The following is a 23,574-nucleotide window of genomic DNA, read 5'->3' as shown; positions in this document are numbered from 1 at the left end:
CGTAGCGGGTGCCGTGCGGCGCCGGCGTGACAGCGGCCCGGGCGGACTTGACCACAATGCAGCGCTTTTCCACCTGATCCAGGAGACAGACGATGTTCAACCACATCATGGTCGGCAGCAACGACATCGAGCGCAGCAAGCGCTTCTACGACGCCGTGCTGGCCGTGCTCGGCGCACCGGCGGGCTTTCCCAACACCGGGCCGTCGGGCCACCAGCGCGTGTTCTACCGCCATGCAGGCAACAGCTTCGGCATCAGCCAGCCTATCAACGGTGAGCCGGCCTGCCACGCCAACGGCGGCACGATCGGCTTCAAGTGCGAGTCACCCGAGCAGGTGAAGACCTTCCACGACGTGGCGGTGGCGAATGGCGGCACGCCCATCGAGGAGCCGCCGGGCCTGCGCGAGAGTGCGATGGGCGCGATGCACCTGGCCTACGTGCGCGATCCGGACGGCAACAAGCTCTGCGCGGTGTACCGACTGCCCAAGGCCTGATTGCTTCCCAGCGAGTATTGCGGGCCGAGCGCCGGGCCGCTCCCAAGCCGGCCCGCGCTGGCGATGTGCTTGCCGGTCGAGCCGGCAAGCATCGCCGTCCCCTCGGGGGACCGCCTGGACTCGCTCGCGTGCAGCGTGCGAGTCCAGGCGAGGGGCTTCAGAACAGCGCCTTGAACTGCACGCCGTAGGTGCGCGGGTCGTTGATGAAGCCCGTCAGGTTGTTGAAGTCGATGGCACCCGTCACGCGGATCTGGTTGGTGATGTTGCGGGCGAAGCCGGCCACTTCGTACTTGCCGTTGTTCCACAGGTAGCCCACGCGCAGGCCGCCTTCGGTGAGGGCCTTGCCGGTGAACTCGGTGGCCTCGTACAGGAAGAAGTTGACCTTGGAGCGGTAGGCCCAGTCGGTGTAGACGTAGACCTCGTCGCCGCTGGGCAGCGGGTAGCTGTAGCGGGCGGTCAGGTTGACCGTGTACTTGGGCGCGTTGGGCAGCGGGTTGCCGTCGACCATGGCGTTGCCGTTGACGACGGGGTTCAGCACCGTCGGGTAGGCGCCGTTGACCTTCAGCGAGCCGCCCGGGGGCACGCCCAGCGCCGGGTCCTTGATCTTGGTGTTGTTCAGCGAGCCGCCGAAGGTGACCAGGAAGTCCGGCGTGATCAGCGCTTCCAGGTTCAGCTCGGCACCGTTGCCGGTGGCCTTCTTGGCGTTGAGCAGGCGGGTGGCGTTGCTGCTGCCGCCGACCGCGGTCAACTGCAGGTCCTTGACGTCATAGGTGAACAGCGAGCCCGACAGGCGCAGCGTGCGCTTGAGCAGTTCGCTCTTGAAGCCGATCTCGTACGAGTTGACGGTCTCCGGGCCGGCCTGCGACTGGCCGGCGAAGGCCGAGGCGTTCTGCATCGACGACGCGCGGAAGCCGTTGGCGTAGCGGGCGTAGAGGTTGGTCGTCGCGTCGAGCTTGTAGGTGGCGGACAGGTCGCCGCTCCACTTGCCGTCGTCGGTGCTGGCGGTGGTGCCGGTGGAGGTGTTGAACAGGCCGCTGCCGACGTGGGTCGTCGACAGGTCCTTCTTGTCCTTGGTGTAGCGCAGGCCGCCGCGCAGCGTCAGGTCCTTGCTGACGGCGTAGTTCACCGAGCCGAAGGCAGCCCAGGCCTTGTTGGTCTGCGCGGTGTAGATGTGGTCGGTGTCGACGTGGGAGGTCGTGTCGTAGGTGATGTTGTCGATCGTGTACTTCTCGTCGAAGAGGTACACGCCGGCCTGCCAGCTCAGTGGGCCGGCGGCGTTGGACTCCAGTCGCACCTCCTGCGTCAGCTGGCGGTGGCCGTTCATGCCGCTGCCGGTCTCGGACTGGAAGGGCACGCCGGTCTGGCCGGGCACGCCGCCGTCGATGTCGCCGCGGGACAGCGGCTTGACGTGCTCGTAGCCCGTGATCGAGTAGATGTTGATTTCGGGCAGCGACCACTTCAGGCGCAGGCTGCCGCCGGTCTGCTTGAGCGTCTGCTGGTTGACGCCGTTGAAGGCCACGGTGTCGGCCGAGAAGCCGTCGGCCAGGTCGTTGGTGCCGCGCTTGATGGCGTTGGCGCGGAACAGGCGGGGGCTGCCGTCCAGGTCGCGGAAGTGCAGGTTGGCCAGCGCGCTGAACTGCGCGTGCGGCTGGTACAGCACCTGGGCGCGCAGGGCGCTGTCGCGGTAGCCCTCGGTCTTGGGCGTGGCGGCGTTGGCGGCGGTGTTGTCCACCCAGTCGCCGCGGCGCTGGTTCTGCGCGGAGATGCGCGCGGCCCAGTCGCCGGACAGCGGCAGGTTGGCCGCGCCTTCGAGGTTGACCGTGCCGTAGTTGCCCACGGTGGCGCTGACGTAGCCGTCCTGCTTCTGGCTGGGCTTGACGGAGTCGAACTTGACGACGCCGGCCGGCGTGTTGCGGCCGAACAGCGTGCCCTGCGGGCCGGCGACGACTTCCACCGCGGCGGTGTCGAAGATCGGGAAGCCCTTCAGGATGGGGTTCTCCTGGATCACGTCGTCGACGATGACGCTGACGGGCTGCGAAGCGTTGAGGCGGAAGTCGGTGTTGCCGTAGCCGCGCAGGTAGAAGCGCGGGAAGGCGCGGCCGAAGCTGGACTCGATGTTCAGGCTGGGCACGCGGCCCGACAGGAAGCGCAGGTCCTGGCCGCCGGAGGCCAGCACGTCGAGCTTCTCGCCGCTGATCTTGCTGACGGCGTTGGGCACGTCCTGGATGTTCTCGGCACGGCGCTCGGCCGTGATGACGACGGTGTCGAGCTGGCTGCGGTCCTTGGCCGGGGCTTCTTGGGCCAGGGCGGGCAGGGCAGTGACCAGGGCAATGGCCAGCAGGCTGAGGCGCGGTGCATTCATCTGACAACAACTCCGGAAAGGAAAACGGCCCCAAATCCAGGGCCGGCGGCGATTGTGCGGACCGTTTCGTGACGTGAAACCCGTCACGTTGGGGGCTGTTGCGCAAGTCTGACGGAGTAGTCAGTTTCCAGACGGGCGAGCTTGGTGCGCACCGCACCGGGATCGGGCCAGGGGCCCCGGCGGGAGGCAAACTGCGCCGCATGCAACGTCGCCCCCTGCTCGCCGGCCTGGCCCTCGTGCCGCTGGCCGCCCACGCGGCCCCGCTTCCCGACCTCGCCGCGCTGGAGCGCGAAGCGCAGGGGCGGCTGGGCTTCTTCGCCATCGACACCGCCGGCGGCCGCACGCTGGGCCACCGCGCGGACGAGCGTTTCGCGACCGCATCGACGTTCAAGATCCTGCTGGCCGCTCGCGTGGCTCATGGCGTGGACGGCGGGCGCTGGCGCTGGGAGGACGAGGTGGCGCTGAGCGCCGGCGACCGGGTCCCGCACGCGCCGGCCTTCGACCGCCTGCTGCCGCGCGGCCGGGCCACGCTGGCGGCGCTGGTGCAGGGCATCGTCGTCGAGAGCGACAACCCCTGCGCCAACGTGCTGCTGCGCCATTGCTGCGGTTCGCCGGCGGGCCTGACCGCCTGGCTGCGCGAGCAGGGCGACGCCGTCACGCGGCTGGACCGCTGGGAGACCGAGCTCAACGAGAACGCGCCCGGCGACGAGCGCGACACGAGCACGCCGCGCGCCTTTGCGAAGACGCTTCAGCATCTGCTGCTCGGCCCGGGCCTCACGCGTGCCAGCCAGGCGCGGCTGTGGGCCGACCTGCAGGCCTCGCGGACGGGTTTGCAGCGGCTGCGCGCGGGCGTGCCGGACGCCGGCTGGCGCGTCATCGACAAGACCGGCACCGGAAGCCGCGGCGCCATCAACGATGTGGCGTTGGTCTTCCCGCCGGGCGGGCGCGCGCCGTGGGTGGTCGTCGCGCTGCAGTCCGGTTCGGGCGCATCGACCGACGCGCTCTCGGCCGTGCACGCGGGCGCGATGCGCTGGCTCGTGAAGGCCTGGTCATGAGCAACGCCAGCCGCCGGCAGTACGAGGTCCGCATGCACCGCGTGCAGGCCTACATCGACCTGCACCTGGACCAGCCGCTGGACCTGGAGGCGGTGGCCGCCGTCGCGCATTTCTCGCCCTATCACTTCCACCGCCTGTTCCTCGCCTGGACGGGGCAGACGTTGGGCGACTACCTGGCGCGCCGCCGGCTGGAGAAGGCCGCCCAGCGGCTACGTGGCCAGCCGGATTCGACGGTGTTGAGCATCGCGCTGGGTGTGGGCTATGGCTCGGCGGAGGCGTTCACGCGGGCGTTCAAGGCGCGCTTCGGCCTGCCGCCGACGCAGTGGCGCAAGCTCGATCAGGCCGACAGCAATCCGGATCAGGGTGGCGCGTGGAGCAACGACGAGCATGGCTTCTCCCGCAACCCTGACGAAGGAGATCCCGTGAACGTCCGCCTCATCGACCGACCGCCCGTCCGCATGGGCTATCTGCGCTACCAGGGCGCCTACGGCCCGGCGCTGGGCCGCTTCTGGGCCGAGACCTTCAACCCCTGGCTCGCCACGCAGAACCTCGGCCCCGTGGCGCGCTTCGGTATCGGCCACGACGACCCCAGCCTCGTGCCGCCCGAGCAATGCCGCTACGACTGCGGCGTGGCGGTGCCCGACGATTGGGTGCCCAACGGCGGTGCCCTCGTCACCGAACTGCCGGGCGGCCGCTATGCCGCGCTGGATTTCGAAGGCACGGCCGCCGACATCGGCGCGGCCTGGCAGGCCATGATGGGCCGCTGGCTGCCCAGCAGCGGCCTGCAGCTGGACGCGCGGCCCTGCTTCGAGCACTACCGGCCGGCGTCGAGGTTCGACTACCAGACGGGTGTGTTCGACTGCGAGCTGTGCATTCCTGTCGCTCCGCTGTGACCCGGTCTTGCGGGCCGAGACTGAGCGAGGGGCTCACAGCGGTGCGAACTCGCTGACCGTGCGGTCACGTCCCGTCTGCTTGGCCTGGTAGAGCGCGCGGTCGGCGCGGTCGATGGCCAGGTGCAGGTCCTCACCCGGCGCGCATTCGGCCACGCCGGCCGAGAAGGTGATGCGCAGGCCCGGCACGGCGGTGTCGAACGACGTCGCCGCCAGTGCCTCGCGCAGCCGCTCCACCAGCGCGGCGGCCGTGTCGGCGCTGGCTTGCGGCGTGACGACGAGGAACTCCTCGCCGCCCCAGCGGCCGGCGAAGTCGGTGCTGCGCAGCGTGGCCTGCAGCGTCGCCGCGAAATGACGCAGCACGGCGTCGCCCGCCGCGTGGCCGTGGCGGTCGTTCACGAGCTTGAAGTGGTCGATGTCGATCAGCACCAGGCTCATGGTCTGGCCGCTGTGGCGCTGGTTCAGCTGCTCGGCGGCGAGGCGCTCGCTGAGGTGGCGGCGGTTGCTGATGCTGGTGAGCTCGTCATGGTGGGCCAGGTACTGGATGCGCTCCAGCGCCGCGTGCAGCTCGGCCGTGCGTCGGCCCAGCTTGGCGCGCAGCCGCGCCATGTTGACCGACAGCACCGATACCGCCGTCATCAGGATGGCCGCGAAGCTGAAGTGCAGCGCCTCCACGGCCGGCGGGAAGCGGACCGGGTCCGTGGTGGCGCCGAACGCCATCGCGCCGCCCAGCGCGAACAGCCCGAACAGGTAGAGCCCGAAGGCCTGGCGCTGCGTCAGCACGAACATGCCCCACACGAGGTTGAGCAGCATGATGGCGATGATGGCGCCGCGCAGCGGCGGGTCGATGGCATAGCCCCAGGCCGTGATCAGCACGCCGAAGACCGACTGCGGTAGCGTCAAGGTCGGGTCGCTCGCCAGGTGGCGGCTCAGGCCGCTGCGAAGCAGCAGGTAGAAGGCCGCGATGCCGGCCAGGCTGATGCCGCTGACCCAGGCGCCGGGGCTGGCGTCCATCAGGCCCAGCCTGACCTGCACGGCCACGTTGACCGCGAACAGGCCGTAGACCGCAAGCGCCAGCAGCGTCAGCTTCACGGCGCCGCGGCCGTGGCCTTCGGGACCCAGCAGCCAGTCCAGCCAGCCGGTGGCGGCGGGCGAGGAGCGGGGCGGGGTGTCCGGCACGGTGGAGGCGGTGGGTGAAGGCGGGCGCCGACGAGGATAGCCGCCGCCGCGCCGCCCGGGGGAGAGGGCACACAGTTCGTTGCACGGCGAAGCATCGCGGGGGCGCTGCGGCACAGACTGGCGCCCTCCTTGTTGAACACGAGCCCGCCATGCCCATCACCTGCTTCATCTGCTACGAGATCGATCCTTTTCAGCGCGAGGCCTTCCGCCGCTATGCCGAGAGCTGGGGCCGCATCATTCCGCGCCTGGGCGGCCGGCTGCTGGGCTACTGGCTGCCGTGGGAAGGCACCAACGACGAGGCCTGGGGGCTGGTCGGCTTCGACTCGCTCGCGGCCTATGAGGCCTACCGCACGCAGCTCAAGGCCGACCCCGAGGCGCGCGCCAACTTCGAGTTCGCACAACAGCAGCGCTTCATCCGCCGCGAGCAGCGCACTTTCTGTGAGGATGTGCAGCCATGATCGCCGTCATCTTCGAAGTGCAGCCGACCGCTGAAGGCCGCGCCGCCTACCTCGACCACGCCGCCGCGCTGAAACCGCTGCTGGTGCAGATGGACGGCTTCATTTCCGTCGAGCGCTTCCAGAGCCTTCACGACCCGGACAAGCTGCTTTCGCTGTCCTTCTGGCGCGACGAGGACGCCGTGCGGGGCTGGCGTGAGATGGCCCTTCACCGCGAGGCGCAGGCGGCCGGGCGCGGCGGGCTGTTCGCCGACTACCGGCTGCGCGTGGCCCATGTCGTGCGCGACTACGGCCTGAACGACCGGGCCCAGGTGCCGGCATGAGCGCAGAGCCGCGACTGGCCCGCGTTGCCGCGGCGATCGCCGATCCGACACGGGCGCGTGTGCTCGCTCGGCTGCTTGACGGCCGGCTGCACACCGCGGGCGAGCTGGCCGCGCACGCGGGCGTGACGGCCGCGACGATGTCGGCCCACCTCAAGCTGCTCGTCGACGAAGGCCTGGCGCGCGTGAGGCCGCAGGGCCGGCACCGCTACTTCGGCCTGGCCGATGGCGACGTGGCGCACGCGCTGGAAGCGCTGCTGCGTGTGGCCGATGGCCGCGATGCCGGCCCGGCCGCCGACCTGAAACGCTGGCAGAAGCCCGAGATGCGCGGTCTGCGGCATGCGCGCAGCTGCTACGGCCACCTGGCCGGCGAACTGGGCGTGCGGTGGCGCGAGACGCTGCTGACGAGGGGCTGGGTGACGGCATCTGCCGAGGGCCGTTACGACCTCAGCGCCGAAGGCCGCGTGGCGTTGGCCGAACTGATGCCCGAGGGCTTCTCCGCGTCGGGCCGCGTGCTTTACGACTGCGTGGACTGGTCCGAACGCCGCGACCATTTTGCGGGGCCGTTGGCGGTGGTGTGGTTGGAGGCGATGGTGGCGAAGGGGTGGCTGCGGCGAGCTCCCGATTCGCGCGAACTGCGGGTGACGCCACCGGGAAAGAAGGTGCTGGCGTGCAGCGTGTTACGAGAGGAATCCGAGGGTTGATGCGTGATCACTGATGACCGGTCCCTCTGCATAGTGCGAGGACACAATTTCGTCAGGGAGACGACATGCGCCGATTGCTCGCCTTTGCGCTGGCCTTTCATGCGTTGGGCGTGATGGCGCAGGAGCCAGCGCCTCAGGAGCTGGCCAAGCTGCGGCAGAAGCTGATGGCCGAGACCCAGGTCAACGCCAGGATGGGTATCGACGGGCCGGTCGCGAAGTTCAAGTCGGATGGCAACCCGGACACCTTGGAGATCGTGTTCCTCGACAAGCCCGATCCCGACGCCAACACTGTGTCGGAGGACGGCGAGGTGATCTTTCTGTACAAGGCCTCCGACGAAGTGCAGACCAAGCTCATCGGCAAGGCTTTCGAGTTGAAGGCTCGCCTGCGACTGGCGGCTTCTTCTCCGCGCTGATCGATGGGCTGAGCAGCGTGCGGCGCAACGCCGCATTCACCCTTGGCGCAGAGATTGCTATCAGTGCGGCGGAACGACTTGCCACCTCCGCATGCCCATTCATCCCCGCCTCTTTGCCACGCCGCTTGCTAGCCTGCTTGCCGCACCCGCGCTGGCCACCGAGCAGGTTCCCGTCACCCAGATCAGCGCCGGCGACACCGCCTGGATGCTCAGCGCCACGGCGCTGGTGCTGCTGATGACGTTGCCAGGTCTTGCGCTGTTCTACGCCGGCATGGTGCGCAAGAAGAACATCCTGGCCGTCATGGCGCAAACGCTGGCCTGCGCGGCGCTGGTGTCGCTGCTGTGGGCCGTCTGCGGCTACAGCCTGGCGTTCGAGCCCGGCGCGCCCGGGTGGGAGCGCTGGATCGGCGGCCTGGGCAGCGCCGGGCTGGGTAATGTGCTGCACGACAAGGCGGCCGGCACGGTAGCCGTGCATGCGCTGATGCCCAGCGTGCCGGCGGCCGCGTTCGTGCTGTTCCAGCTGAGCTTCGCCGTCATCACGCCCTGCCTGATCATCGGCGCGGTGGCCGAGCGCATGCGCTTTGCGGCACTGCTGGCCTTTCTCGGGCTGTGGTCGCTGTGCGTCTACGTGCCGGTGGCGCACTGGGTCTGGGCGCCGCAGGGCTGGCTGTCCCAGTTGGGTGCGCTGGACTTCGCCGGCGGCACCGTCGTGCATATCAATGCAGGCGTTGCGGGCCTCGTGGCTGCGTGGATGCTGGGCCCGCGCCAGGGCTTCGGCCGCGCGCCGCTGACGCCGGCCAACCTGGCCTACACGATGACCGGCGCCGGCCTGCTGTGGGTGGGCTGGATGGGCTTCAACGGCGGCTCGGCCGGCGCGGCGGACGGCCGTGCCGGCATCGCGATGCTGAACACCCAGCTGGGCGCGGCCGCGGCGGCCATGTCCTGGATGGCGACTGAGTGGGTGACGCGGCGCACGCCGACGCTGCTGGGCCTGTGCAGCGGTGCTGTGGCGGGGCTGGTGGCCATCACGCCGGCCTGCGGTTTCGTCACGCCGGGGTCGGCGGCGTTCATCGGCCTCGTGGCCGGTGCGGCCTGCTTCTGGGGCGCCACCGGGTTGAAGCGCTGGCTGCGCGCCGACGACTCGCTGGACGTGTTCGGCGTGCATGGCGTGGGTGGAATCGTCGGCGCGCTGCTGACCGGTGTGCTGGCCGACCCGCGTGTCGGCGGCGTGGCGGGGTCGCTGGGCACGCAGGCGCTGGCGGTGGTGGCCACGCTGGCCTTCAGCGCGGGCATGACGGCGGGCATCCTGCTGCTGGTCTACCTGATGCTGGGCGGGCTGCGCGTGGATGCCGCGCGCGAGCAGCAGGGGCTGGACCTCAGCCAGCATGGCGAGCAGGTGGCGTGAGGGTGGCGACGATGCACAGCGACAGCGAGAAGATGGCCGTGGCGGCCCACCTGCACGTGCTGATGCGGCGCAAGATGGGCCGTGTGACGGACGTGGAGTGGCTGGTGCGCAATGCGGACTACGCGCAGGAAATCATCCGCCTGGCCTGCCAGCAGGCCGAGCACCCGGAGGTGGCCGACTGGGGCGCGCGGCTGCGCGCCATGCTGTTCCCCAAGCCACCCCCCGCGCCGTCGCCCAAGAGCGCCAGCGCGGTGCCGGTGGCGACACGCTACGTCGGCGGCCTGCGCTGAGGCGTCAGCGGCGAGTGGGTCGCTCCGTGTACAACGCGCGCCATGAACACGCTTCGCACCCGCATCGCCACGCTGGCCGACCTTGAGATCGTTGCCCCGCTCTTCGATGCCTACCGCCAGTTCTACGAGCAGGCGCCCGACATCGCGGCGGCCCGGCACTTCATCCGTGACCGCCTGCAGCGCGATGAATCCGTCATCCTGCTGGCGCTGGACGAGGCCCAGCAGGCCATCGGCTTCTGCCAGCTCTACCCCATCTTCTGCTCCATCGACGCCAAGCCCATCTACTCGCTGTCGGACCTGTTCGTCGCGCCCGAGGCCCGGCGGGTGGGCGCCGGCCGCGCCCTGCTGCAGGCCGCCGAGCGCCATGCGCGCAACACCGGCCGTACGCGGCTGGAGCTGACGACGGCCCGCACCAACAAGACGGCGCAGTCGGTGTACGAGTCGCTGGGCTGGCAGCGCGACGAGGTCTACTACGCCTACGCCAAGCGCGTGGAGGCCTGAGGTGGCCATGCGCCTGTCGAAGCGGCTGTTGCCGCTCGTTGCCGCGCTCTGCGCCTCGACCACGGCGCTGGCGGCGGACGTGGGTTGCGCCGATGAGCGTCCCACCACCGGGCGGTATCGGAACTACTCCTACGGCTTCACCGTCGTGATTCCCAAGGGCCTGGAGGGCTGGTGGAATTCCGCGAGATGCGTGCCGCAGACGCCCGACGGCTGTATCTGCATGGGCGACCATGGACGCAGCCTGCCCTTGCCCGGCGGCGGCTCGATCTCCATCGATGCGGCGCCCGAGGTTTTCGAGGCGACCCTGGCGACGGCGGCCTACAAGGACCTGCACGGCTTCGAGGCCCGCACCGAGGCTTCGGAGTTGGCGCTCCAGCGGTTCGAGCCACGTCGGTTGCGCGCGTTGGCGAGCTATCGATTCATTGCCACGTCGGTCACGGCGGGGGCTGCCGTCGTCCGCGAGTCGGTGCATGTCCTGCTGCCCTCCGGGGGCTACGTGGCCATCAGCATCGAGGCCCCGCAGGAGCAGTACCGCAAGTACCACCCGGCCTACACCACCTTGCTGGGCAGCCTGCGGCCTTCATCACGGCGCTAGCGTGGGTCGTTCGCAGCCGTCTCGCCGACTTCGGCCACAACGCGCAGTGCATGGCTTCCTACCCCGGCAAGCCGGCCTGGCTGACGAAGGGATTGCTGCCGCTGCCCGCCTCGGTCATCCTGCCGGCCAGGCGCCTTGCCGCCATCAGGGAGATGACATGGCCACGCTCGACCACCTGATCCTCAAGGTCAACGACCTCGAGGCCAGCCTGCGCTTCTACACGGAGGTGCTGGGCTTCACCGACGCCGGCCGCGACGGCCCGTTCACGGTGGTGAGGGCCGGACCGGACTGCCAGCTGCAGCTTGCGCCCTGGGGCACGCCGGGCTTCGAGCACTACGCCTTCGCGGTGTCGCCCGCCGAGTTCGACGCGATCTTTGCGCGCATCCGTGCCGCGGGCCTGGGCTACGGCCCGACCTTCGATGCGGTGGGCACGAATACCGGCCCGGGCAGCGAGGTCGGCGCGCGCGGGCCGGCGCCGACGCTGTATTTCAACGACCCGAACCGGCATCTGATCGAGATCCGCACCTACGGCGGCTAGCCGTTGCGCATGGCCTCATGGGCCGTGGCGGCAAGGCCGGGTCGGCAGAATGCCAGGCTTTTCTTCATCAACGGATCATTGACCATGGCTTGGCTGTTGCTCGTCGTCGCTGGCTTGCTGGAGGTGGGCTGGGCCATCGGCCTGAAGTACACCGAGGGCTTCACGCGGCCGTGGCCCACGGTGGGTACGGTGACGGCCATGGTGCTGAGCGTCGGGCTGCTGGGCGTGGCGATGAAGTCGCTGCCCGTGGGCACGGCCTACGCGGTGTGGGTGGGCGTGGGCGCGGTGGGCACGGCGGCGCTGGGCATCGTGTTGTTCGGCGAGCTGGCCAGCGTGGGCCGGCTGGTCAGCCTGGGGCTGATCGTGGCCGGCATCGTGGGGCTGAAGCTGGCGTCCTGAGGGCGACGCAGGCTCAGCGCTTGCGAGGCGGCGGCACGAATGGAGCGCCGCGCTTTTGCAGCGTGGCGTCCCACTCGTAGGCCTCTCGTGTGACCTTGTCGACGGCGTAACGGCCCAGCAGGTGGCTGGCGTCGGCCGGCTCCTTCGGGCCGTCGAAGCGCAGCGTGAAGACGAAGTCGTTCTCCACGTTTGCATCGCGGCGGCAGCGGTAGTCGCCGCGCCGGTTCGGCCCGGCCAGCTTCACGGCGTGTGCGGTGGCGATGAGCTTGAGGCAGGCCTGGCGTTCGGTCAGGCCGGCGGCGTGGACAGGTAGGGCCGCGGTGATGGCGGTGGCGACGAGGGTGGAGAGCAGCAGGGGCCGGAGCATGCCGGCCAGTATCAGCCCACCTGCGCCGGCACGCTCCAGCGCCGAGTCACGTCGCCGCGGCCGTTGACGCTTTCCAGGTTCACTGCGAAGCCCCACAGCCGGCCGACGTGGCGCAGCACTTCCTGCGCGCTGTCGTGCAGCGGGCGGTTCAGGTGCTGCTGGTGGCGCAGCGTCAGCGACCGGTCGCCGCGCAGGTTGACGTTCCAGACCTGGATGTTGGGCTCGCGCGTGGACAGGTCGTACTGGCGCGACAAGGCTTGGCGCAGGTGGCGGTAGCCGCCTTCGTCGTGGATGGCGGAGATCTCGTACTCGCTCTTGGCCTCGTCGTCGAGGATGGCGAAGAGGCGGAAGTCGCGCATGATCTTCGGGCTCAGGTACTGGCCGATGAAGCTCTCGTCCTTGAAGTTGCGCATCGCGTGGTCCAGCGTGGGCAGCCAGTCGCTGCCGGCGATGTCCGGGAACCAGTCGCGGTCTTCGGCGGTCGGGTTCTCGCAGATGCGCTTGATGTCCGTGTACATCGCGAAGCCCAGCGCGTAGGGGTTGAGGTTGGCGCCCGGGTGCTGGTAGACGACGTTGGTGTGGGACTTGAGCCACTCGATCATCATGCCGTCCGACAGGTAGCCGTCGTCGTACATCTGGTTGAGCAGCCGGTGATGCCAGAAGGTGGCCCAGCCCTCGTTCATGACCTGCGTCTGGCGCTGCGGGTAGAAGTACTGCGCGATCTTGCGGACGATGCGGACGATCTCGCGCTGCCAGGGTTCCAGCAGTGGCGCGTTCTTCTCGATGAAGTACAGCAGGTTCTCCTGCGGCTCCTCGGGGAAGCGGCGGCTCTCGGCGGCCTCGTCCGGGCGGTCGGCCTTCTTGGGCAGCGTGCGCCAGAGGTCGTTGATCTGCATCTGCGCGTGGTGCTCGCGGTCCTTCAGCCGCGCGCGCTCCTCGGCGAGCGAGAGCTTGGCCGGCCGGCGGTAGCGGTCCACGCCGTGGTTCATCAGCGCATGGCAGCTGTCCAGCAGCGTCTCGACGGCGTCCAGGCCGTGGCGCTCCTCGCAGTCGGCGACGTAGTTCTTCGCGTAGACGAGGTAGTCGATGATGGACGACGCATCCGTCCACATGCGGAACAGGTAGTTGCCCTTGAAGAAGCTGTTGTGGCCGTAGCAGGCGTGAGCGATCACGAGGGCCTGCATGGCCAGCGTGTTCTCCTCCATCAGGTAGGCGATGCAGGGGTCGGAGTTGATGACGATCTCGTAGGCCAGGCCCATCTGACCGCGCTTGTAGCTGCGTTCGGTGGCGATGAACTCCTTGCCGTAGCTCCAGTGCCGGTAGTTCACCGGCATGCCGACGGAGGCGTAGGCGTCCATCATCTGCTCGGCGGTGATGACCTCCAGCTGGTTGGCGTAGGTATCCAGGCCGAAGCGCTCGGCGGTCTCCTTGATGACGGCGTGGTAGTCCTCGATGAGCTGGAAGGTCCAGTCGTTGGGCGAGGGCAGCGGTTGGCCGGGCCGTTGCAGCAGCGGCTTCATGCGCTGCAGCGGCTGGCGCTGGCGGCGGTCAGGCATGCCGTTGGGCGGCGTGGCATGCCGTTCAGGGTGGCGTCGATCCTCTCGGGTGCTCATGCTGTGGCCCCTTCCTTCTTGAACAGCTCGCGGAAGACGGGGTAGATCTGCGATGCCTCGACGGCCTTGCGCATCGCGAAGTGGCCGACGTCTTCCTGCAGCTTCTGGTATTCCTCCCAGAGGTTCTGTTCGGGTTCGGCGACCTGAACGTAGGCGAAGTAGCGGCACAGCGGCAGGATCTTGTCGGCCAGCAGCTCGCGGCAGCGGCCACTGTCGTGGTGCCAGTTGTCGCCGTCGCTGGCCTGGGCGCCGTAGATGTTCCACTCGGTCGGCGAGTAGCGCTCCTTGATGATCTGCTCCATCAGCACGAGGGCCGACGACACGACGGTGCCGCCGGTCTCGGTGGCGTGGAAGAAGTTCTGTTCGTCGACCTCCTGCGCCTGGGTGTGATGGCGGATGAAGACGACGTCGATCTTCTCGTAGTGCCGCGTGAGGAACAGGTAGAGCAGGATGAAGAAGCGCTTGGCGAGGTCCTTGCGGCCTTCGTCCATGGAGCCTGACACGTCCATCAGGCAGAACATGACGGCGCGCGTGGTCGGTACCGGGATGCGCGTGCGGGCGCGGAAGCGCAGGTCGATGGGGTCGAGGAAGGGGATCGCGTTGAGGCGTTCGCGCAGGTGCTGGATGCGCTCGCGCGTCTCGGCCAGCAGGCGCGGTGTCTCCGGGCGGTCTTCCTTCAGCAGCTCCTGCTCGCGGGCTTCGAGCTCGTGCAGCTCGCGGCGCTTGTCCATGCCCAGCGCAATGCGCCGGCCCAGGGCGCCGCGCATCGAGCGCACGACGTGCAGGTTGGTGGGCGTGCCGTCGGACACGAAACCGGCGCGCTGTGATCGCCACTCGGGCGTATCGGCCAGCGTCGTGCGGGCGAGGTTGGGCAGGGCCAGGTCGTCGAAGAAGACCTGCATGAACTCTTCCTTGCTGAGGTGGAAGACGAAGTCGTCGTCCCCCTCGCCCTGGTCGCTGGCCTCGCCGCCGCCCCCGCCGCCACCCTGCCCACCCTTGGGCTTGGCGACGCGGTCGCCCTTCACGTACTCGGTGTTGCCGGGCCGCACGACCTCACGCACGCCACCGTCGCCGTGGCCGAAGACGGGCTCGTTCAAGTCCTTCTTCGGGATCTTCACGTCCTCGCCGCGCTCCATGTCCCGGATGCCGCGGCCGTCCACCGCGCGCTTCACCGCCTCGCGGATCTGGTCCTTGTGGCGGCGCAAAAAGCGCTCGCGGTTGCCGATGGACTTGTTCTTGCCCGACAGCCGTCTATCGATGATTTGCTGAAGCGACATCGAGCGCCTGCTTTCTTAGCTGCTCTTCCTCACGCGCAGATACCACTCGCACAACAGCCGCACCTGCTTGGCCGTGTAGCCCTTGTCCACCATGCGCTGCACGAAGTTCTCGTGCTTCTTGGCGTCCTCGGCGCTGGCCTTGGCGTTGAAGCTGATGACGGGCAGCAGCTCCTCGGTGTTGGAGAACATCTTCTTCTCGATGACGGTGCGCAGCTTCTCGTAGCTGGTCCACAGCGGGTTCTTGCCCGCGTTGTTGGCGCGCGCCCGCAGCACGAAGTTGACGATCTCGTTGCGGAAGTCCTTGGGGTTGGAGATGCCGGCCGGCTTCTCGATCTTCTCGAGCTCGGCGTTCAGCGCCGCGCGGTCGAAGACCTCGCCCGTGTCGGTGTCGCGGTACTCCTGGTCCTGGATCCAGTAGTCGGCGTAGGTCACGTAGCGGTCGAAGATGTTCTGGCCGTACTCGCTGTAGCTCTCCAGGTAGGCGGTCTGGATCTCCTTGCCAATGAACTCGGCGTAGCGCGGCGACAGCTGCTCCTTGATGAAGCCGACGTACTTCTCTTCCTGCTCCTTGGGGAACTGCTCGCGCTCGATCTGCTGCTCCAGCACGTACATCAGGTGCACCGGATTCGCGGCGACTTCCGCCGAGTCGAAGTTGAAGACCTTGGACAGGATCTTGTAGGCGAAGCGCGTGGAGATGCCGCTCATGCCCTCGTCGACGCCGGCGTAGTCGCGATACTCCTGATAGCTCTTGGCGCGCGGGTCGGTGTCCTTGAGGTTCTCGCCGTCGTAGATCTGCATCTTGGAATACAGCGACGAGTTCTCCGGCTCCTTCAGCCGCGTCAGCACGGCGAACTGGCTCATCATCTTCAGCGTGCCGGGAGCGCACTTGGCCTCGGCGAGGGACGAGCCGCGGATGAGCTTCTCGTAGATCTTGACTTCCTCGCTGACGCGCAGGCAGTACGGCACCTTGACGATGTAGACGCGGTCAAGGAAGGCCTCGTTGTTCTTGTTGTTGCGGAAGGTCTTCCACTCGCTCTCGTTGCTGTGCGCCAGCACGATGCCGTCGAAGGGGATGGCGCCGAAGCCCTCGGTGCCCTTGTAGTTGCCTTCCTGCGTGGCGGTCAGCAGCGGGTGCAGCACCTTGATCGGCGCCTTGAACATTTCCACGAACTCCAGCAGGCCCTGGTTGGCCAGGCACAGGCCGCCGGAATAGCTGTAGGCATCGGGGTCGTCCTGCGCGTAGGTCTCGAGCTTGCGGATATCGACCTTGCCGACCAGCGAGCTGATGTCCTGGTTGTTCTCGTCACCCGGCTCGGTCTTGGCCACGCCCAGCTGCTTGAGCACGCTGGGGTAACGCTTGACGACCTTGAACTTGCGGATGTCGCCGCCGAACTCGTCCAGACGTTTGACGGCCCAGGGCGACAGGATGCGGTTCAGGTAGCGGCGCGGGATGCCGTAGTCGCGCTCCAGCAGCGCCGCGTCCTCGACGGGGTCGAACAGGCCCAGCGGGCTCTCGTTCACCGGCGAGCCGGCCAGCGCGTAGAACGGCACCTGCTCCATCAGCTGCTTGAGCCGCTCGGCGATGGAACTCTTGCCGCCGCCCACCGGGCCCAGCAGGTAGAGGATCTGCTTCTTTTCCTCCAGCCCCTGCGCGGCGTGCCTGAAATAGGACACCACCTGCTCGATCGCTTCCTCGAGCCCGTAGAACTCGGCGAAGGCCGGATAGATCTTGATGGTCTTGTTCGCGAACAGCCTCGACAGCCGCGGGTCGTTGCGCGTGTCGAGCATCTGTGGCTCGCCGATGGCCTGGAGCATGCGCTCGGCGGCCGTGGCGTAGACCAACGGGTTCTTCTTGCATTCTGCGAGGTACTCCTCCAGCGAGAGTTCCTCGACCTTCGTGCGCTCGTAGCGCGCTGCGAAATGGCTGATGACGTCCATGCCCCACCTCCTGCGGTTTGAACTCCACAGGGCCGTGAGCACGATACGTGCCCATGGTCGGCTGGGGGGTTCTGATCGCGCCTCAACTGCAAGGCGTCATCAGAACTCTCCACTCGGTTGATCAGCAGCTTCCGCTCGCCGTCACCTCGTCAATCTCAAGAATAAGCCGTCGTCTGCCCTCCAACAATCGATGTCGATGTTTGGTTGACAGGATCGGTCCAGCATACGCCCGGCTTTCAGGCAAGACCTGGCACTTTTCGGGCAAACCACACGAACCCGGGGGCCTTGTGGCGCTGTGCAGACAGGGGTGAAGAACTGTTGAGAAAGCCACACTCTTCCGTGACGGCGCGAGGCATCGCCGTTACGTCGATCCTAGTGTTGGATGGCTGGCCCCGTCACGATGTCGGACACCGCCGCGTTGCGCGGCGGCGAGGTGGCGGCTCAGCTGCCGCGCAGCTTGTCGAGGATGCCGGACAGCGCGTCCAGCGAGTCGAAGTGGATGGCCAGCTCGCCGCTCTGGCCGCCGCGCTTGGTGGCCTTCTTCACGCGCACCTCGACGGTGGCGCCCAGCGCATCGGCCAGTTCCTCTTCCAGCCGCAGCACATCGCGGCTCTTGTCGGCCTTCACGCGCAGCAGCGGCGCCTGGCGCGCGGCGCCCTGCGTCTTGGCGACGAGTTTCTCGGCCTCGCGCACGCTGAGCTTCCTGGCCGCGATCTCGCTGGCCGTCGTGATCTGCGTGGCGCCGTCCAACGGCAGCAGCGCGCGGGCGTGGCCCATGTCCAGGTCGCCGGCCATCAGCATGTTCTGCACCGGCGCGGAAAGGTTCAACAAGCGCAGCAGATTCGATGCGGCACTGCGCGAACGGCCCACGGCCTGCGCGGCTTGTTCGTGCGTCAAACCGAACTCGTCGGTCAGCCGTTTGAGGCCTTGCGCCTCTTCCAGCGGGTTGAGGTCTTCGCGCTGGATGTTCTCGATCAGCGCCATCGCGGCGGCCGATTCGTCGGGCACCGCCTTCACCAGCACCGGCACCTCGCGCAGGCCGGCCAGCTTGGCGGCGCGGAAGCGGCGTTCGCCGGCAATGATTTCGTAGCTGACGCCACCGGCCGGCGTGATCGGCCTGACCAGGATGGGCTGCATGATCCCCTGGCTCTTGATGCTCTCGGCCAGCTCGTACAGCGAGCCCTCGTCCATGCGCGTGCGTGGCTGGTACTTGCCGGCCTGCAGCTGCTCCAGCTTCAGCGTCGACGGCGTGCCGTCGCGCTCGGGGGCGGGGGTGTCGCTCACCTTGGGGCCCAGCAGGGCTTCCAGACCGAGGCCGAGGCCTTTGGGTTTCTTCGTTGCCATGGGGGCGGATTGTCCTTCAGGCCCTGGCCAGGCTTTCCAGCAGCGCCCGCCCCTCGGGCCAGTCGCCCAGGCCGGAATCGGCGTTCAGGTGCCCCCGCGGCCCGGCGATGACGACGCTGGCGCCCCAGTCCGCCGCCATCTGCGTGCTGCGCTCGGCGGCGCCGAAGGGGTCGTCGCTGCTGATGACAGTGATGCTGGGGAAGGGCAGGCGCGGGCGGCGGATGGGCCGCCAGTTGTGCAGCTGTGGCGGCATGTCCTCGCGCTCGGTGTCGGGCGGGGCGACCAGCAGGGCACCCTTCACGCGGGCCGTGTGCTGCGAATGCTCGGCCCAGCTCGCCACGAGCTGGCAGCCCAGCGAATGCGCCACCAGCAGCGCCGGCGCGTCGCCCGCCAGCAGCACCTCGTCCAGCCGCGCCATCCAGTCGCCGCGGCGCGGCCAGTCCCAGTCGTGCTGCTCGACGCGCTGGTCGCCATACAGCGTCTCCCAGCGGGTCTGCCAGTGGGCGGGGCCGGAGTTTTGCCAGCCGGGGAGAAGCAGTACACGCTCAGATTTCATGGTTTGCCCTTATCCTGCACAGTTCGATTTTCAGTGGTTGGAGCAGTGGCGATGACGTTCAAGGTGTTTGTGGATGGCCAGGAGGGCACGACCGGCTTGCGGATTCACGAGTACCTCGCGGCCCGCACCGACATCGAGGTCCTCAAGATCGACGCCGACAAGCGCAAGGACCCGGCCGAGCGCTCGCGCCTGCTGAACGCCGCCGACGTGGCCTTCCTGTGCCTGCCCGACGCGGCGTCGCGCGAGGCCGCGTTCATGGTCAACAACGACCGCACCTGCCTCATCGACGCCAGCACGGCTCACCGCACGGCGCCGGGCTGGGCGTTCGGCCTGCCGGAGCTGGCCAAGGGCCAGCGCGGCGCCATCCGGGCGGCCAAGCGCATCGCCAACCCGGGCTGCCATGCCAGCGCCTTCATCCTGGCGGTGCGGCCGCTGGTGGATGCCGGCCTGCTGCCGAAGGATGCGGCGGTCAGCGCCACGTCCATCACCGGCTACTCGGGCGGCGGCAAGTCCATGATCGCCGAGTACGAGCAGCAGCCGCTGCCCGAGCACCTGAAGGCGCCGCGCCCTTACGCGCTGGGCCTGAAGCACAAGCACCTGCCCGAGATGATGGCCCACACCGGGCTGGCCTCGCCGCCGGTGTTCATGCCCATCGTCAGCAGCTTCTACAAGGGCCTGGCCGTCAGCGTGCCGCTGCACCTGAGCCAGCTCAAGGCCGGTACGACGCCCGAGCAGATCCAGGCGGCGCTCGCCGCGCACTACGAGGGCGAGCGCTTCATCAGCGTGAAGCCGCTGCGCGACGCGGCCACGCTGGAGACCGGCTTCTTCGACGTGCAGGCCTGCAACGACACCAACCGCGTGGACATCTTCGTGTTCGCGAGCGACACGCAGGCGCTGGTCATCGCGCGGCTGGACAACCTCGGCAAGGGCGCCAGCGGTGCGGCCGTGCAGAGCATGAACGTGCACCTGGGCCTGGAAGAAAGTCTGGGCCTGGTCTGAAGCCGAAACGTGGCGTTGCGCGGGAGCGCGGCGTCGCGATACTGCGGGCCGTCTTGATGAAGAGGCCCGACCGTGAGCACCTCCGGCAGAGCGAAGAAGACCCGCCAGCCCCCGCCCGAGCGCAGTCCCGGGCATGAGCGGCTGCTCGAAGCCGTGCACATCGCCAGCTCCGGTGATGCGCAGGGCCTGGCACTTGCCAGCGTGGACGAGCGCTCGCGCCAGAGCATGGCCCAGCAGGCGCTGCGCTGGACCTATGTGCTGCGCTCGCGCCAGCGCTGGCTGCGAGACGCCCAGGTGCGCGAGCAGCACCAGCTCGACGCGGCCGAGACGCTGAAGCTGCTGGGCCTCAGCGCGGCCGATCTGCAGGCGCTGGGTGGCGCTGACACGCTGGTGGTGCGTGTGCCCTACCGGCACGAGGCGCTCTGCTGGGAGGGGCGCGTCTTCCCCTGGGAGTACGTGCTGGCCGCCGCCACGCGCGAGCAGCGCCGCGCCGACGGGCGCAAGCCGCTGACCGTCATCCGCGAACTGCAGGTGCAGCACGAGGTGGAAGGCCAGTGGCGGCCGGTGCCGCGCGAGGCGGTCGTCTTCCCGGCGTGGAAGGACTTCCGCGTGCTGTTCGTCAACGCGTTGCCCACCGAGCTGGGTGAGCGCTGGACGGTGGACGCCGAGCTGAAGAACCTGGCCGCGGCGCTGCCGCCCGGGGTGCCGGCCCCGCGCGTGCTGAACTACCCGAGCCTGGACGAGCTGACCGCCGAGCTCCAGGCCCGGCCGCCGCACCTGCTGCACTTTGCGGGGATGGACAGCCACCAGGGCCTGCGTGAGCTGGTCGAGGCCAAGGGCGATGCGGCGTGGGTCGAGCCGGTGGGCTGGGATGCGGCCTCGCAGCGCATGGTCGGCCTGGGCGAGATCTGCCGCGCGGCCGAGGTCATCGCCGACCGGCAGCGCATGGTGGACGGCCTGCTGCTTCGCGGCAGCAACGGCATGCCGCAGCTGGTGCCGGCGCAGACGCTGGCGCTGCGGCTGGCGAGCGTGGGCAGGCCGGCCTACCTGACGACGCTGAACGTCTGGAACAGCGCCGCCCGCCTCGCGCCCATGCTGGTCGCCGAGGGCGCCACGCGCGCGGCGCTGGGCTTCCAGGACGCCTTCGACGACTCGCTGGCCGAGTATGCGTTGACGAGGCTGTGGCGCCACCTCTTCGCCGGCGGCTTCGACCTGCCCGCGGCCTTCGCCGCCGCGTGGGGCGAGGTGAGGGTGCTGCCCGAGTCGGTGGACGCGACGGGCGTGACGTTGTGGCTTGACGGGCCGGTCTTTGTGGACGCGGCCACGCACCGCGCCCACCAGGCGCGCGCCAGCGCCGCAGCGGCCGCCGCCGGGCCGCCGGCCACGGCTGAGGTGCGCTGCGTCATCAAGCCCTTCGATCAGCTGAACTACGCCGTGCTGCACAACGCCGAGCCGCTGTTCGAGGACTTCGTGCTGCTGTGCGACCAGCCCGCGCGCGCCGAGCCGCTGGACATCGAGGTGACCGTGCACATGGGCAGCGAGGAGGCGCGCTACGCCAGCCGCTTCGTGCTGCAGCACGTGCGCCACAACCTCAAGCGCGACATCCACGTGCCGCTGACGGCCGACGTCGCGCGCGGCGTGCACGAGGCCATCAACACCAGTCTGCAGGTGCGCGTGCGCCAGGGCGACAAGGTGCTGTACCACGACAGCCACCGGCTGCGCCTGCTGCCGGTGGACCAGTGGCGCGACAACCGCCGCGACGGCCAGTGGCTGCCGTCCTTCGTGCTGCCGCGCGACCCGGCCGTGGTGCGTGCGGTGTCGCAGTCGCAGCGCTACAACCGCGTGCTGCGCGACGACCCCACGGCCGGCTTCGAGGGCTACCAGTGCGTGCCTGACGGCGCCGTGCCCGCCGATGGCCGCATCGACGAGGAACTGCTGCGCGGCGTGGACCGCCAGGTCGAGGCCATCTGGGCCACGCTGCTGCACGACTGGCAGCTCGCCTACATCAACCCGCCGCCCAGCTACAGCAAGCAGCTGGACTCGCAGCGGCTGCGCACCCCGTCGACCGTGCTGGCCGAGCGCGCCGGCACCTGCATCGACCTGGCGCTGCTGTTCGCGGCCTGCCTGGAGCTGGTGGACATCTACCCCGTCGTCTTCCTGCTCGAAGGCCATGCGCTGCCGGGCTGGTGGCGGCACGGGTCGTTCCGCGACGAGTACATGCAGATGACCGGCAACTACAGCGGCGCCGTGCAGGCGAACGAGACCAGCAGCTCGGCTGCCAACGCGCAGGTGGTGCCCTGGCACGCCGGCCGCGCCAGCTGGGACGAGGTGCGCGACCTCATCCGCCAGCGCAAGCTGGTGCCCATCGAGACCGTGCGGCTGACCGAGCACTGCGGCTTCATCGAGGCCATCGAGGCCGGCGTCGACGCGCTCTGCGACCGCGCGGACTACGACTCCATGCTCGACATCATCACCGCGCGGCAGCGGCAGATCACGCCGTTGCCGCTGCTGATGGACATGAGGGACGCATCGTGACCGCCGCCAGCCAGACCTTGTGGGCCGACGCGGCCGGGCAGCTCGACGTGGCTGCGCCCGCCGGCGACGCGGTGCGCGCGCCCATCCAGCAACGCCGCCGCCGCGGCTTCGACGCTCAGGCCGCCGATGGCCGCGCCGCCGTGCGGCTGGTGCGCGACGAGGGCCTGCTGCGCTGGGTCTACGAGCCGCCCGCCCGCGCGCTCGCCATGCCGGGCCGGCGCGCCTGGCGGGCCTTCGGGACCGAGCCGCGCGAGACGGTGCAGCGCATCGCCTTCCCCGAGCAGGGCGCCAACCGGCTGACCGAGGCGCTGCAGGGGCTGGACCGCCGACTCAACCCGGTGCTAGCCGCACTCGCCACGCCCGGCCAGGGGCTGCGCCGCTGGAACGGCCAGGGCTGGGCGCCGCTGGCCGCCGGCGAGCTGGCGGCGCTGACCGGCCGTGTGCTGGTGCTGGTGCACGGCACCTTCAGCGCCAGCGCGATGTACGCGAAGGAGTTCACTGCGACGGTGGATGGCCAGACGCTGCTGCAGCGCCTGGCCGACGCCAGCGGCAGCTACGCCGCCGTGCTGGCCTTTGACCACCCGACGCTGTCCGTTGCGCCGTGGCTCAACGCGCTGGCGTTGCGCGACGCGCTGGGTGCCTGCCCGGCCGAGTTCGACTTCGTCGGCCACAGCCGCGGCGGCCTCGTCATCTCGTGGCTGCTGCGCCTGGCGCCGGGGCTGCGGGCGCGCCAGGCCTTGTTCGTCGGCTCGCCGCTCGCGGGCACGTCGCTGGCCGCGCCGGACAAGCTGCGCCAGGCGCTGGACACGCTGGCCAGCTTTGCCGACGCGATGGCCGAGACCGCGCTCAAGGCCGGCAAGGCCGCGCCGCCGGGCCTGCAGCCGCTGGCGCTGGGCGTGGCCGGCCTGGCCTGTGTGCTGGGCAAGGTGCTGCAGCTGGGCGCCCGCACGCCGCTGGCCGACGCTGCCGTGGGCCTGGTGCCCGGGCTGCTGGCGCAGGGGCGCGTCAACAACAACCTCGAGCTGGCCCAGCTCTACCCGCTGCCCGTCGGTGTCGAGGTGCGCGCCATCGGCGGCAGCTTCATGCCGAGCGAGGTCAACGAGCCGCTGTGGAAGTTCTGGAAGCGCGTGACGAACCTGAAGGGCCAGGCGATGTACTACGGCGCCGACCTGATCTTCGACCAACCCAACGACCTCGTCGTCGACAGCGCGGCGATGAACCGGCTGGGTGACCTGACGCTGGCCGCGCCGCAATGGGAAGACCTGGGCGTGAGCGCCGAGACGCATCACACCAACTACTTCCAGGACCTGCGGGTGCTGAGCTGGCTGGACGGGCGGCTGCGGTGAGC

General features: G+C 69.2%; 25 protein-coding genes. 17 read left to right on the top strand and 8 right to left on the bottom strand.

What is annotated here, in order from left to right; genetic code table 11:
• Positions 1 to 92: 92 nt before the first annotated feature.
• Entirely contained in the window at positions 93 to 491 is a 399-nt protein-coding gene (locus tag ACG04R_RS02885) for a VOC family protein (RefSeq protein WP_394406325.1), read from the top strand.
• 157 nt (positions 492 to 648) lie between these two features.
• Here the strand turns inward: ACG04R_RS02885 and ACG04R_RS02880 are convergent, their stop codons facing one another.
• On the bottom strand, positions 649 to 2,853 hold the full coding sequence (locus tag ACG04R_RS02880) for a TonB-dependent receptor (RefSeq protein WP_394406324.1): 2,205 nt from the start codon (positions 2,851 to 2,853) through the stop codon (positions 649 to 651).
• Between the two features lie 200 nt (positions 2,854 to 3,053).
• On the opposite strand from ACG04R_RS02880, the gene bla reads away from it, so the two are divergent.
• Together bla and ACG04R_RS02870 are read left to right on the top strand one after the other, a co-directional pair.
• Positions 3,054 to 3,908, top strand: coding sequence for a class A beta-lactamase (gene bla, locus ACG04R_RS02875; RefSeq protein ID WP_394406323.1), 855 nt, complete (start codon positions 3,054 to 3,056; stop codon positions 3,906 to 3,908).
• A complete protein-coding gene (locus ACG04R_RS02870) occupies positions 3,905 to 4,801 on the top strand; it encodes an AraC family transcriptional regulator (protein ID WP_394406321.1) in 897 nt (298 codons plus the stop codon). Before bla ends, ACG04R_RS02870 begins: the two co-directional genes overlap by 4 nt.
• A gap of 33 nt (positions 4,802 to 4,834) precedes the next feature.
• Here the strand turns inward: ACG04R_RS02870 and ACG04R_RS02865 are convergent, their stop codons facing one another.
• Positions 4,835 to 5,977 carry a GGDEF domain-containing protein gene (locus ACG04R_RS02865; RefSeq protein WP_394406319.1) on the bottom strand — a complete coding sequence of 381 codons (1,143 nt, stop codon included), beginning with the start codon at positions 5,975 to 5,977 and terminating at the stop codon, positions 4,835 to 4,837.
• A 149-nt stretch (positions 5,978 to 6,126) separates the two neighbouring features.
• Between ACG04R_RS02865 and ACG04R_RS02860 the strand changes: the two genes are divergently transcribed.
• The 11 genes from ACG04R_RS02860 to sugE all read left to right on the top strand — a co-directional run bounded on the left by ACG04R_RS02860 (position 6,127) and on the right by sugE (position 11,597).
• Positions 6,127 to 6,435, top strand: coding sequence for an NIPSNAP family protein (locus tag ACG04R_RS02860; protein ID WP_394406317.1), 309 nt, complete (start codon positions 6,127 to 6,129; stop codon positions 6,433 to 6,435).
• Positions 6,432 to 6,755, top strand: coding sequence for an antibiotic biosynthesis monooxygenase family protein (locus ACG04R_RS02855; RefSeq protein ID WP_394406315.1), 324 nt, complete (start codon positions 6,432 to 6,434; stop codon positions 6,753 to 6,755). The genes ACG04R_RS02860 and ACG04R_RS02855 overlap by 4 nt, the downstream gene beginning before the upstream one ends.
• On the top strand, positions 6,752 to 7,456 hold the full coding sequence (locus tag ACG04R_RS02850) for an ArsR/SmtB family transcription factor (RefSeq protein ID WP_394406313.1): 705 nt from the start codon (positions 6,752 to 6,754) through the stop codon (positions 7,454 to 7,456). Before ACG04R_RS02855 ends, ACG04R_RS02850 begins: the two co-directional genes overlap by 4 nt.
• A gap of 65 nt (positions 7,457 to 7,521) precedes the next feature.
• Positions 7,522 to 7,869, top strand: a complete 348-nt coding sequence (locus ACG04R_RS02845; protein ID WP_394406311.1) for a hypothetical protein — start codon at positions 7,522 to 7,524, stop codon at positions 7,867 to 7,869.
• A 91-nt stretch (positions 7,870 to 7,960) separates the two neighbouring features.
• On the top strand, positions 7,961 to 9,274 hold the full coding sequence (locus ACG04R_RS02840) for an ammonium transporter (RefSeq protein ID WP_394406310.1): 1,314 nt from the start codon (positions 7,961 to 7,963) through the stop codon (positions 9,272 to 9,274).
• Between the two features lie 11 nt (positions 9,275 to 9,285).
• The gene (locus ACG04R_RS02835; protein WP_394406308.1) at positions 9,286 to 9,564 is read left to right on the top strand and encodes a hypothetical protein; all 279 of its coding nucleotides are present in this window, start codon (positions 9,286 to 9,288) and stop codon (positions 9,562 to 9,564) included.
• A 42-nt stretch (positions 9,565 to 9,606) separates the two neighbouring features.
• Positions 9,607 to 10,065, top strand: coding sequence for a GNAT family N-acetyltransferase (locus ACG04R_RS02830; RefSeq protein ID WP_394406306.1), 459 nt, complete (start codon positions 9,607 to 9,609; stop codon positions 10,063 to 10,065).
• A 1-nt stretch (position 10,066) separates the two neighbouring features.
• Positions 10,067 to 10,660, top strand: a complete 594-nt coding sequence (locus tag ACG04R_RS02825) for a hypothetical protein (protein ID WP_394406305.1) — start codon at positions 10,067 to 10,069, stop codon at positions 10,658 to 10,660.
• Positions 10,661 to 10,710: 50 nt separating this feature from the next.
• A complete protein-coding gene (locus ACG04R_RS02820) occupies positions 10,711 to 10,839 on the top strand; it encodes a hypothetical protein (RefSeq protein WP_394406304.1) in 129 nt (42 codons plus the stop codon).
• Positions 10,818 to 11,198, top strand: a complete 381-nt coding sequence (locus ACG04R_RS02815) for a VOC family protein (protein WP_394406302.1) — start codon at positions 10,818 to 10,820, stop codon at positions 11,196 to 11,198. The genes ACG04R_RS02820 and ACG04R_RS02815 overlap by 22 nt, the downstream gene beginning before the upstream one ends.
• 84 nt (positions 11,199 to 11,282) lie before the next feature.
• On the top strand, positions 11,283 to 11,597 hold the full coding sequence (gene sugE, locus ACG04R_RS02810) for a quaternary ammonium compound efflux SMR transporter SugE (protein WP_394406301.1): 315 nt from the start codon (positions 11,283 to 11,285) through the stop codon (positions 11,595 to 11,597).
• A gap of 13 nt (positions 11,598 to 11,610) precedes the next feature.
• Here the strand turns inward: sugE and ACG04R_RS02805 are convergent, their stop codons facing one another.
• The 6 genes from ACG04R_RS02805 to ACG04R_RS02780 form a co-directional block, all read right to left on the bottom strand.
• Positions 11,611 to 11,964 (bottom strand): hypothetical protein, encoded by a 354-nt coding sequence (locus ACG04R_RS02805; RefSeq protein ID WP_394406300.1) that lies wholly within the window; start codon positions 11,962 to 11,964, stop codon positions 11,611 to 11,613.
• 11 nt (positions 11,965 to 11,975) lie between these two features.
• Positions 11,976 to 13,577 carry a SpoVR family protein gene (locus ACG04R_RS02800; RefSeq protein WP_394406298.1) on the bottom strand — a complete coding sequence of 534 codons (1,602 nt, stop codon included), beginning with the start codon at positions 13,575 to 13,577 and terminating at the stop codon, positions 11,976 to 11,978.
• Complete coding sequence (locus tag ACG04R_RS02795; RefSeq protein WP_394406297.1) at positions 13,574 to 14,854, bottom strand: YeaH/YhbH family protein; 1,281 nt, start codon at positions 14,852 to 14,854, stop codon at positions 13,574 to 13,576. Before ACG04R_RS02795 ends, ACG04R_RS02800 begins: the two co-directional genes overlap by 4 nt.
• A gap of 15 nt (positions 14,855 to 14,869) precedes the next feature.
• Entirely contained in the window at positions 14,870 to 16,792 is a 1,923-nt protein-coding gene (locus ACG04R_RS02790; RefSeq protein WP_394406295.1) for a PrkA family serine protein kinase, read from the bottom strand.
• A 441-nt stretch (positions 16,793 to 17,233) separates the two neighbouring features.
• Positions 17,234 to 18,136, bottom strand: a complete 903-nt coding sequence (locus ACG04R_RS02785; RefSeq protein WP_394406293.1) for a ParB/RepB/Spo0J family partition protein — start codon at positions 18,134 to 18,136, stop codon at positions 17,234 to 17,236.
• A 16-nt stretch (positions 18,137 to 18,152) separates the two neighbouring features.
• Entirely contained in the window at positions 18,153 to 18,692 is a 540-nt protein-coding gene (locus ACG04R_RS02780) for an RBBP9/YdeN family alpha/beta hydrolase (protein WP_394406292.1), read from the bottom strand.
• A 51-nt stretch (positions 18,693 to 18,743) separates the two neighbouring features.
• Between ACG04R_RS02780 and argC the strand changes: the two genes are divergently transcribed.
• The 3 genes from argC to ACG04R_RS02765 all read left to right on the top strand — a co-directional run bounded on the left by argC (position 18,744) and on the right by ACG04R_RS02765 (position 23,572).
• Positions 18,744 to 19,691, top strand: coding sequence for an N-acetyl-gamma-glutamyl-phosphate reductase (gene argC, locus ACG04R_RS02775; RefSeq protein WP_394406290.1), 948 nt, complete (start codon positions 18,744 to 18,746; stop codon positions 19,689 to 19,691).
• Positions 19,692 to 19,763: 72 nt separating this feature from the next.
• Complete coding sequence (locus ACG04R_RS02770; RefSeq protein ID WP_394406288.1) at positions 19,764 to 22,226, top strand: hypothetical protein; 2,463 nt, start codon at positions 19,764 to 19,766, stop codon at positions 22,224 to 22,226.
• Positions 22,223 to 23,572 carry an esterase/lipase family protein gene (locus tag ACG04R_RS02765; RefSeq protein ID WP_394406286.1) on the top strand — a complete coding sequence of 450 codons (1,350 nt, stop codon included), beginning with the start codon at positions 22,223 to 22,225 and terminating at the stop codon, positions 23,570 to 23,572. The genes ACG04R_RS02770 and ACG04R_RS02765 overlap by 4 nt, the downstream gene beginning before the upstream one ends.
• The last annotated feature ends 2 nt before the right edge of the window (positions 23,573 to 23,574 follow it).

Source organism: Pelomonas candidula (assembly GCF_043555985.1).
GTDB classification, from domain to species: Bacteria; Pseudomonadota; Gammaproteobacteria; order Burkholderiales; family Burkholderiaceae_C; genus Pelomonas; species Pelomonas candidula.
The sequence above is the reverse complement of the archived record's forward strand: the minus strand, read 5'-3'. Positions and strand labels throughout refer to the sequence as shown.

What these genes read in the sequence shown, in the direction of transcription:
- ACG04R_RS02870 (WP_394406321.1), top strand. Translation starts at nt 3,905, where the DNA reads ATGAGCAACGCCAGCCGCCGGCAGTACGAGGTCCGCATGCACCGCGTG.
- ACG04R_RS02855 (WP_394406315.1), top strand. Translation starts at nt 6,432, where the DNA reads ATGATCGCCGTCATCTTCGAAGTGCAGCCGACCGCTGAAGGCCGCGCC.
- ACG04R_RS02805 (WP_394406300.1), bottom strand. Translation starts at nt 11,964, where the DNA reads ATGCTCCGGCCCCTGCTGCTCTCCACCCTCGTCGCCACCGCCATCACC.
- ACG04R_RS02820 (WP_394406304.1), top strand. Translation starts at nt 10,711, where the DNA reads ATGGCTTCCTACCCCGGCAAGCCGGCCTGGCTGACGAAGGGATTGCTG.
- ACG04R_RS02785 (WP_394406293.1), bottom strand. Translation starts at nt 18,136, where the DNA reads ATGGCAACGAAGAAACCCAAAGGCCTCGGCCTCGGTCTGGAAGCCCTG.
- ACG04R_RS02860 (WP_394406317.1), top strand. Translation starts at nt 6,127, where the DNA reads ATGCCCATCACCTGCTTCATCTGCTACGAGATCGATCCTTTTCAGCGC.
- ACG04R_RS02840 (WP_394406310.1), top strand. Translation starts at nt 7,961, where the DNA reads ATGCCCATTCATCCCCGCCTCTTTGCCACGCCGCTTGCTAGCCTGCTT.
- ACG04R_RS02780 (WP_394406292.1), bottom strand. Translation starts at nt 18,692, where the DNA reads ATGAAATCTGAGCGTGTACTGCTTCTCCCCGGCTGGCAAAACTCCGGC.
- ACG04R_RS02845 (WP_394406311.1), top strand. Translation starts at nt 7,522, where the DNA reads ATGCGCCGATTGCTCGCCTTTGCGCTGGCCTTTCATGCGTTGGGCGTG.
- ACG04R_RS02815 (WP_394406302.1), top strand. Translation starts at nt 10,818, where the DNA reads ATGGCCACGCTCGACCACCTGATCCTCAAGGTCAACGACCTCGAGGCC.
- ACG04R_RS02835 (WP_394406308.1), top strand. Translation starts at nt 9,286, where the DNA reads ATGCACAGCGACAGCGAGAAGATGGCCGTGGCGGCCCACCTGCACGTG.
- sugE (WP_394406301.1), top strand. Translation starts at nt 11,283, where the DNA reads ATGGCTTGGCTGTTGCTCGTCGTCGCTGGCTTGCTGGAGGTGGGCTGG.
- bla (WP_394406323.1), top strand. Translation starts at nt 3,054, where the DNA reads ATGCAACGTCGCCCCCTGCTCGCCGGCCTGGCCCTCGTGCCGCTGGCC.
- ACG04R_RS02880 (WP_394406324.1), bottom strand. Translation starts at nt 2,853, where the DNA reads ATGAATGCACCGCGCCTCAGCCTGCTGGCCATTGCCCTGGTCACTGCC.
- ACG04R_RS02800 (WP_394406298.1), bottom strand. Translation starts at nt 13,577, where the DNA reads ATGAGCACCCGAGAGGATCGACGCCACCCTGAACGGCATGCCACGCCG.
- ACG04R_RS02790 (WP_394406295.1), bottom strand. Translation starts at nt 16,792, where the DNA reads ATGGACGTCATCAGCCATTTCGCAGCGCGCTACGAGCGCACGAAGGTC.
- ACG04R_RS02850 (WP_394406313.1), top strand. Translation starts at nt 6,752, where the DNA reads ATGAGCGCAGAGCCGCGACTGGCCCGCGTTGCCGCGGCGATCGCCGAT.
- ACG04R_RS02885 (WP_394406325.1), top strand. Translation starts at nt 93, where the DNA reads ATGTTCAACCACATCATGGTCGGCAGCAACGACATCGAGCGCAGCAAG.
- argC (WP_394406290.1), top strand. Translation starts at nt 18,744, where the DNA reads ATGACGTTCAAGGTGTTTGTGGATGGCCAGGAGGGCACGACCGGCTTG.
- ACG04R_RS02830 (WP_394406306.1), top strand. Translation starts at nt 9,607, where the DNA reads ATGAACACGCTTCGCACCCGCATCGCCACGCTGGCCGACCTTGAGATC.
- ACG04R_RS02795 (WP_394406297.1), bottom strand. Translation starts at nt 14,854, where the DNA reads ATGTCGCTTCAGCAAATCATCGATAGACGGCTGTCGGGCAAGAACAAG.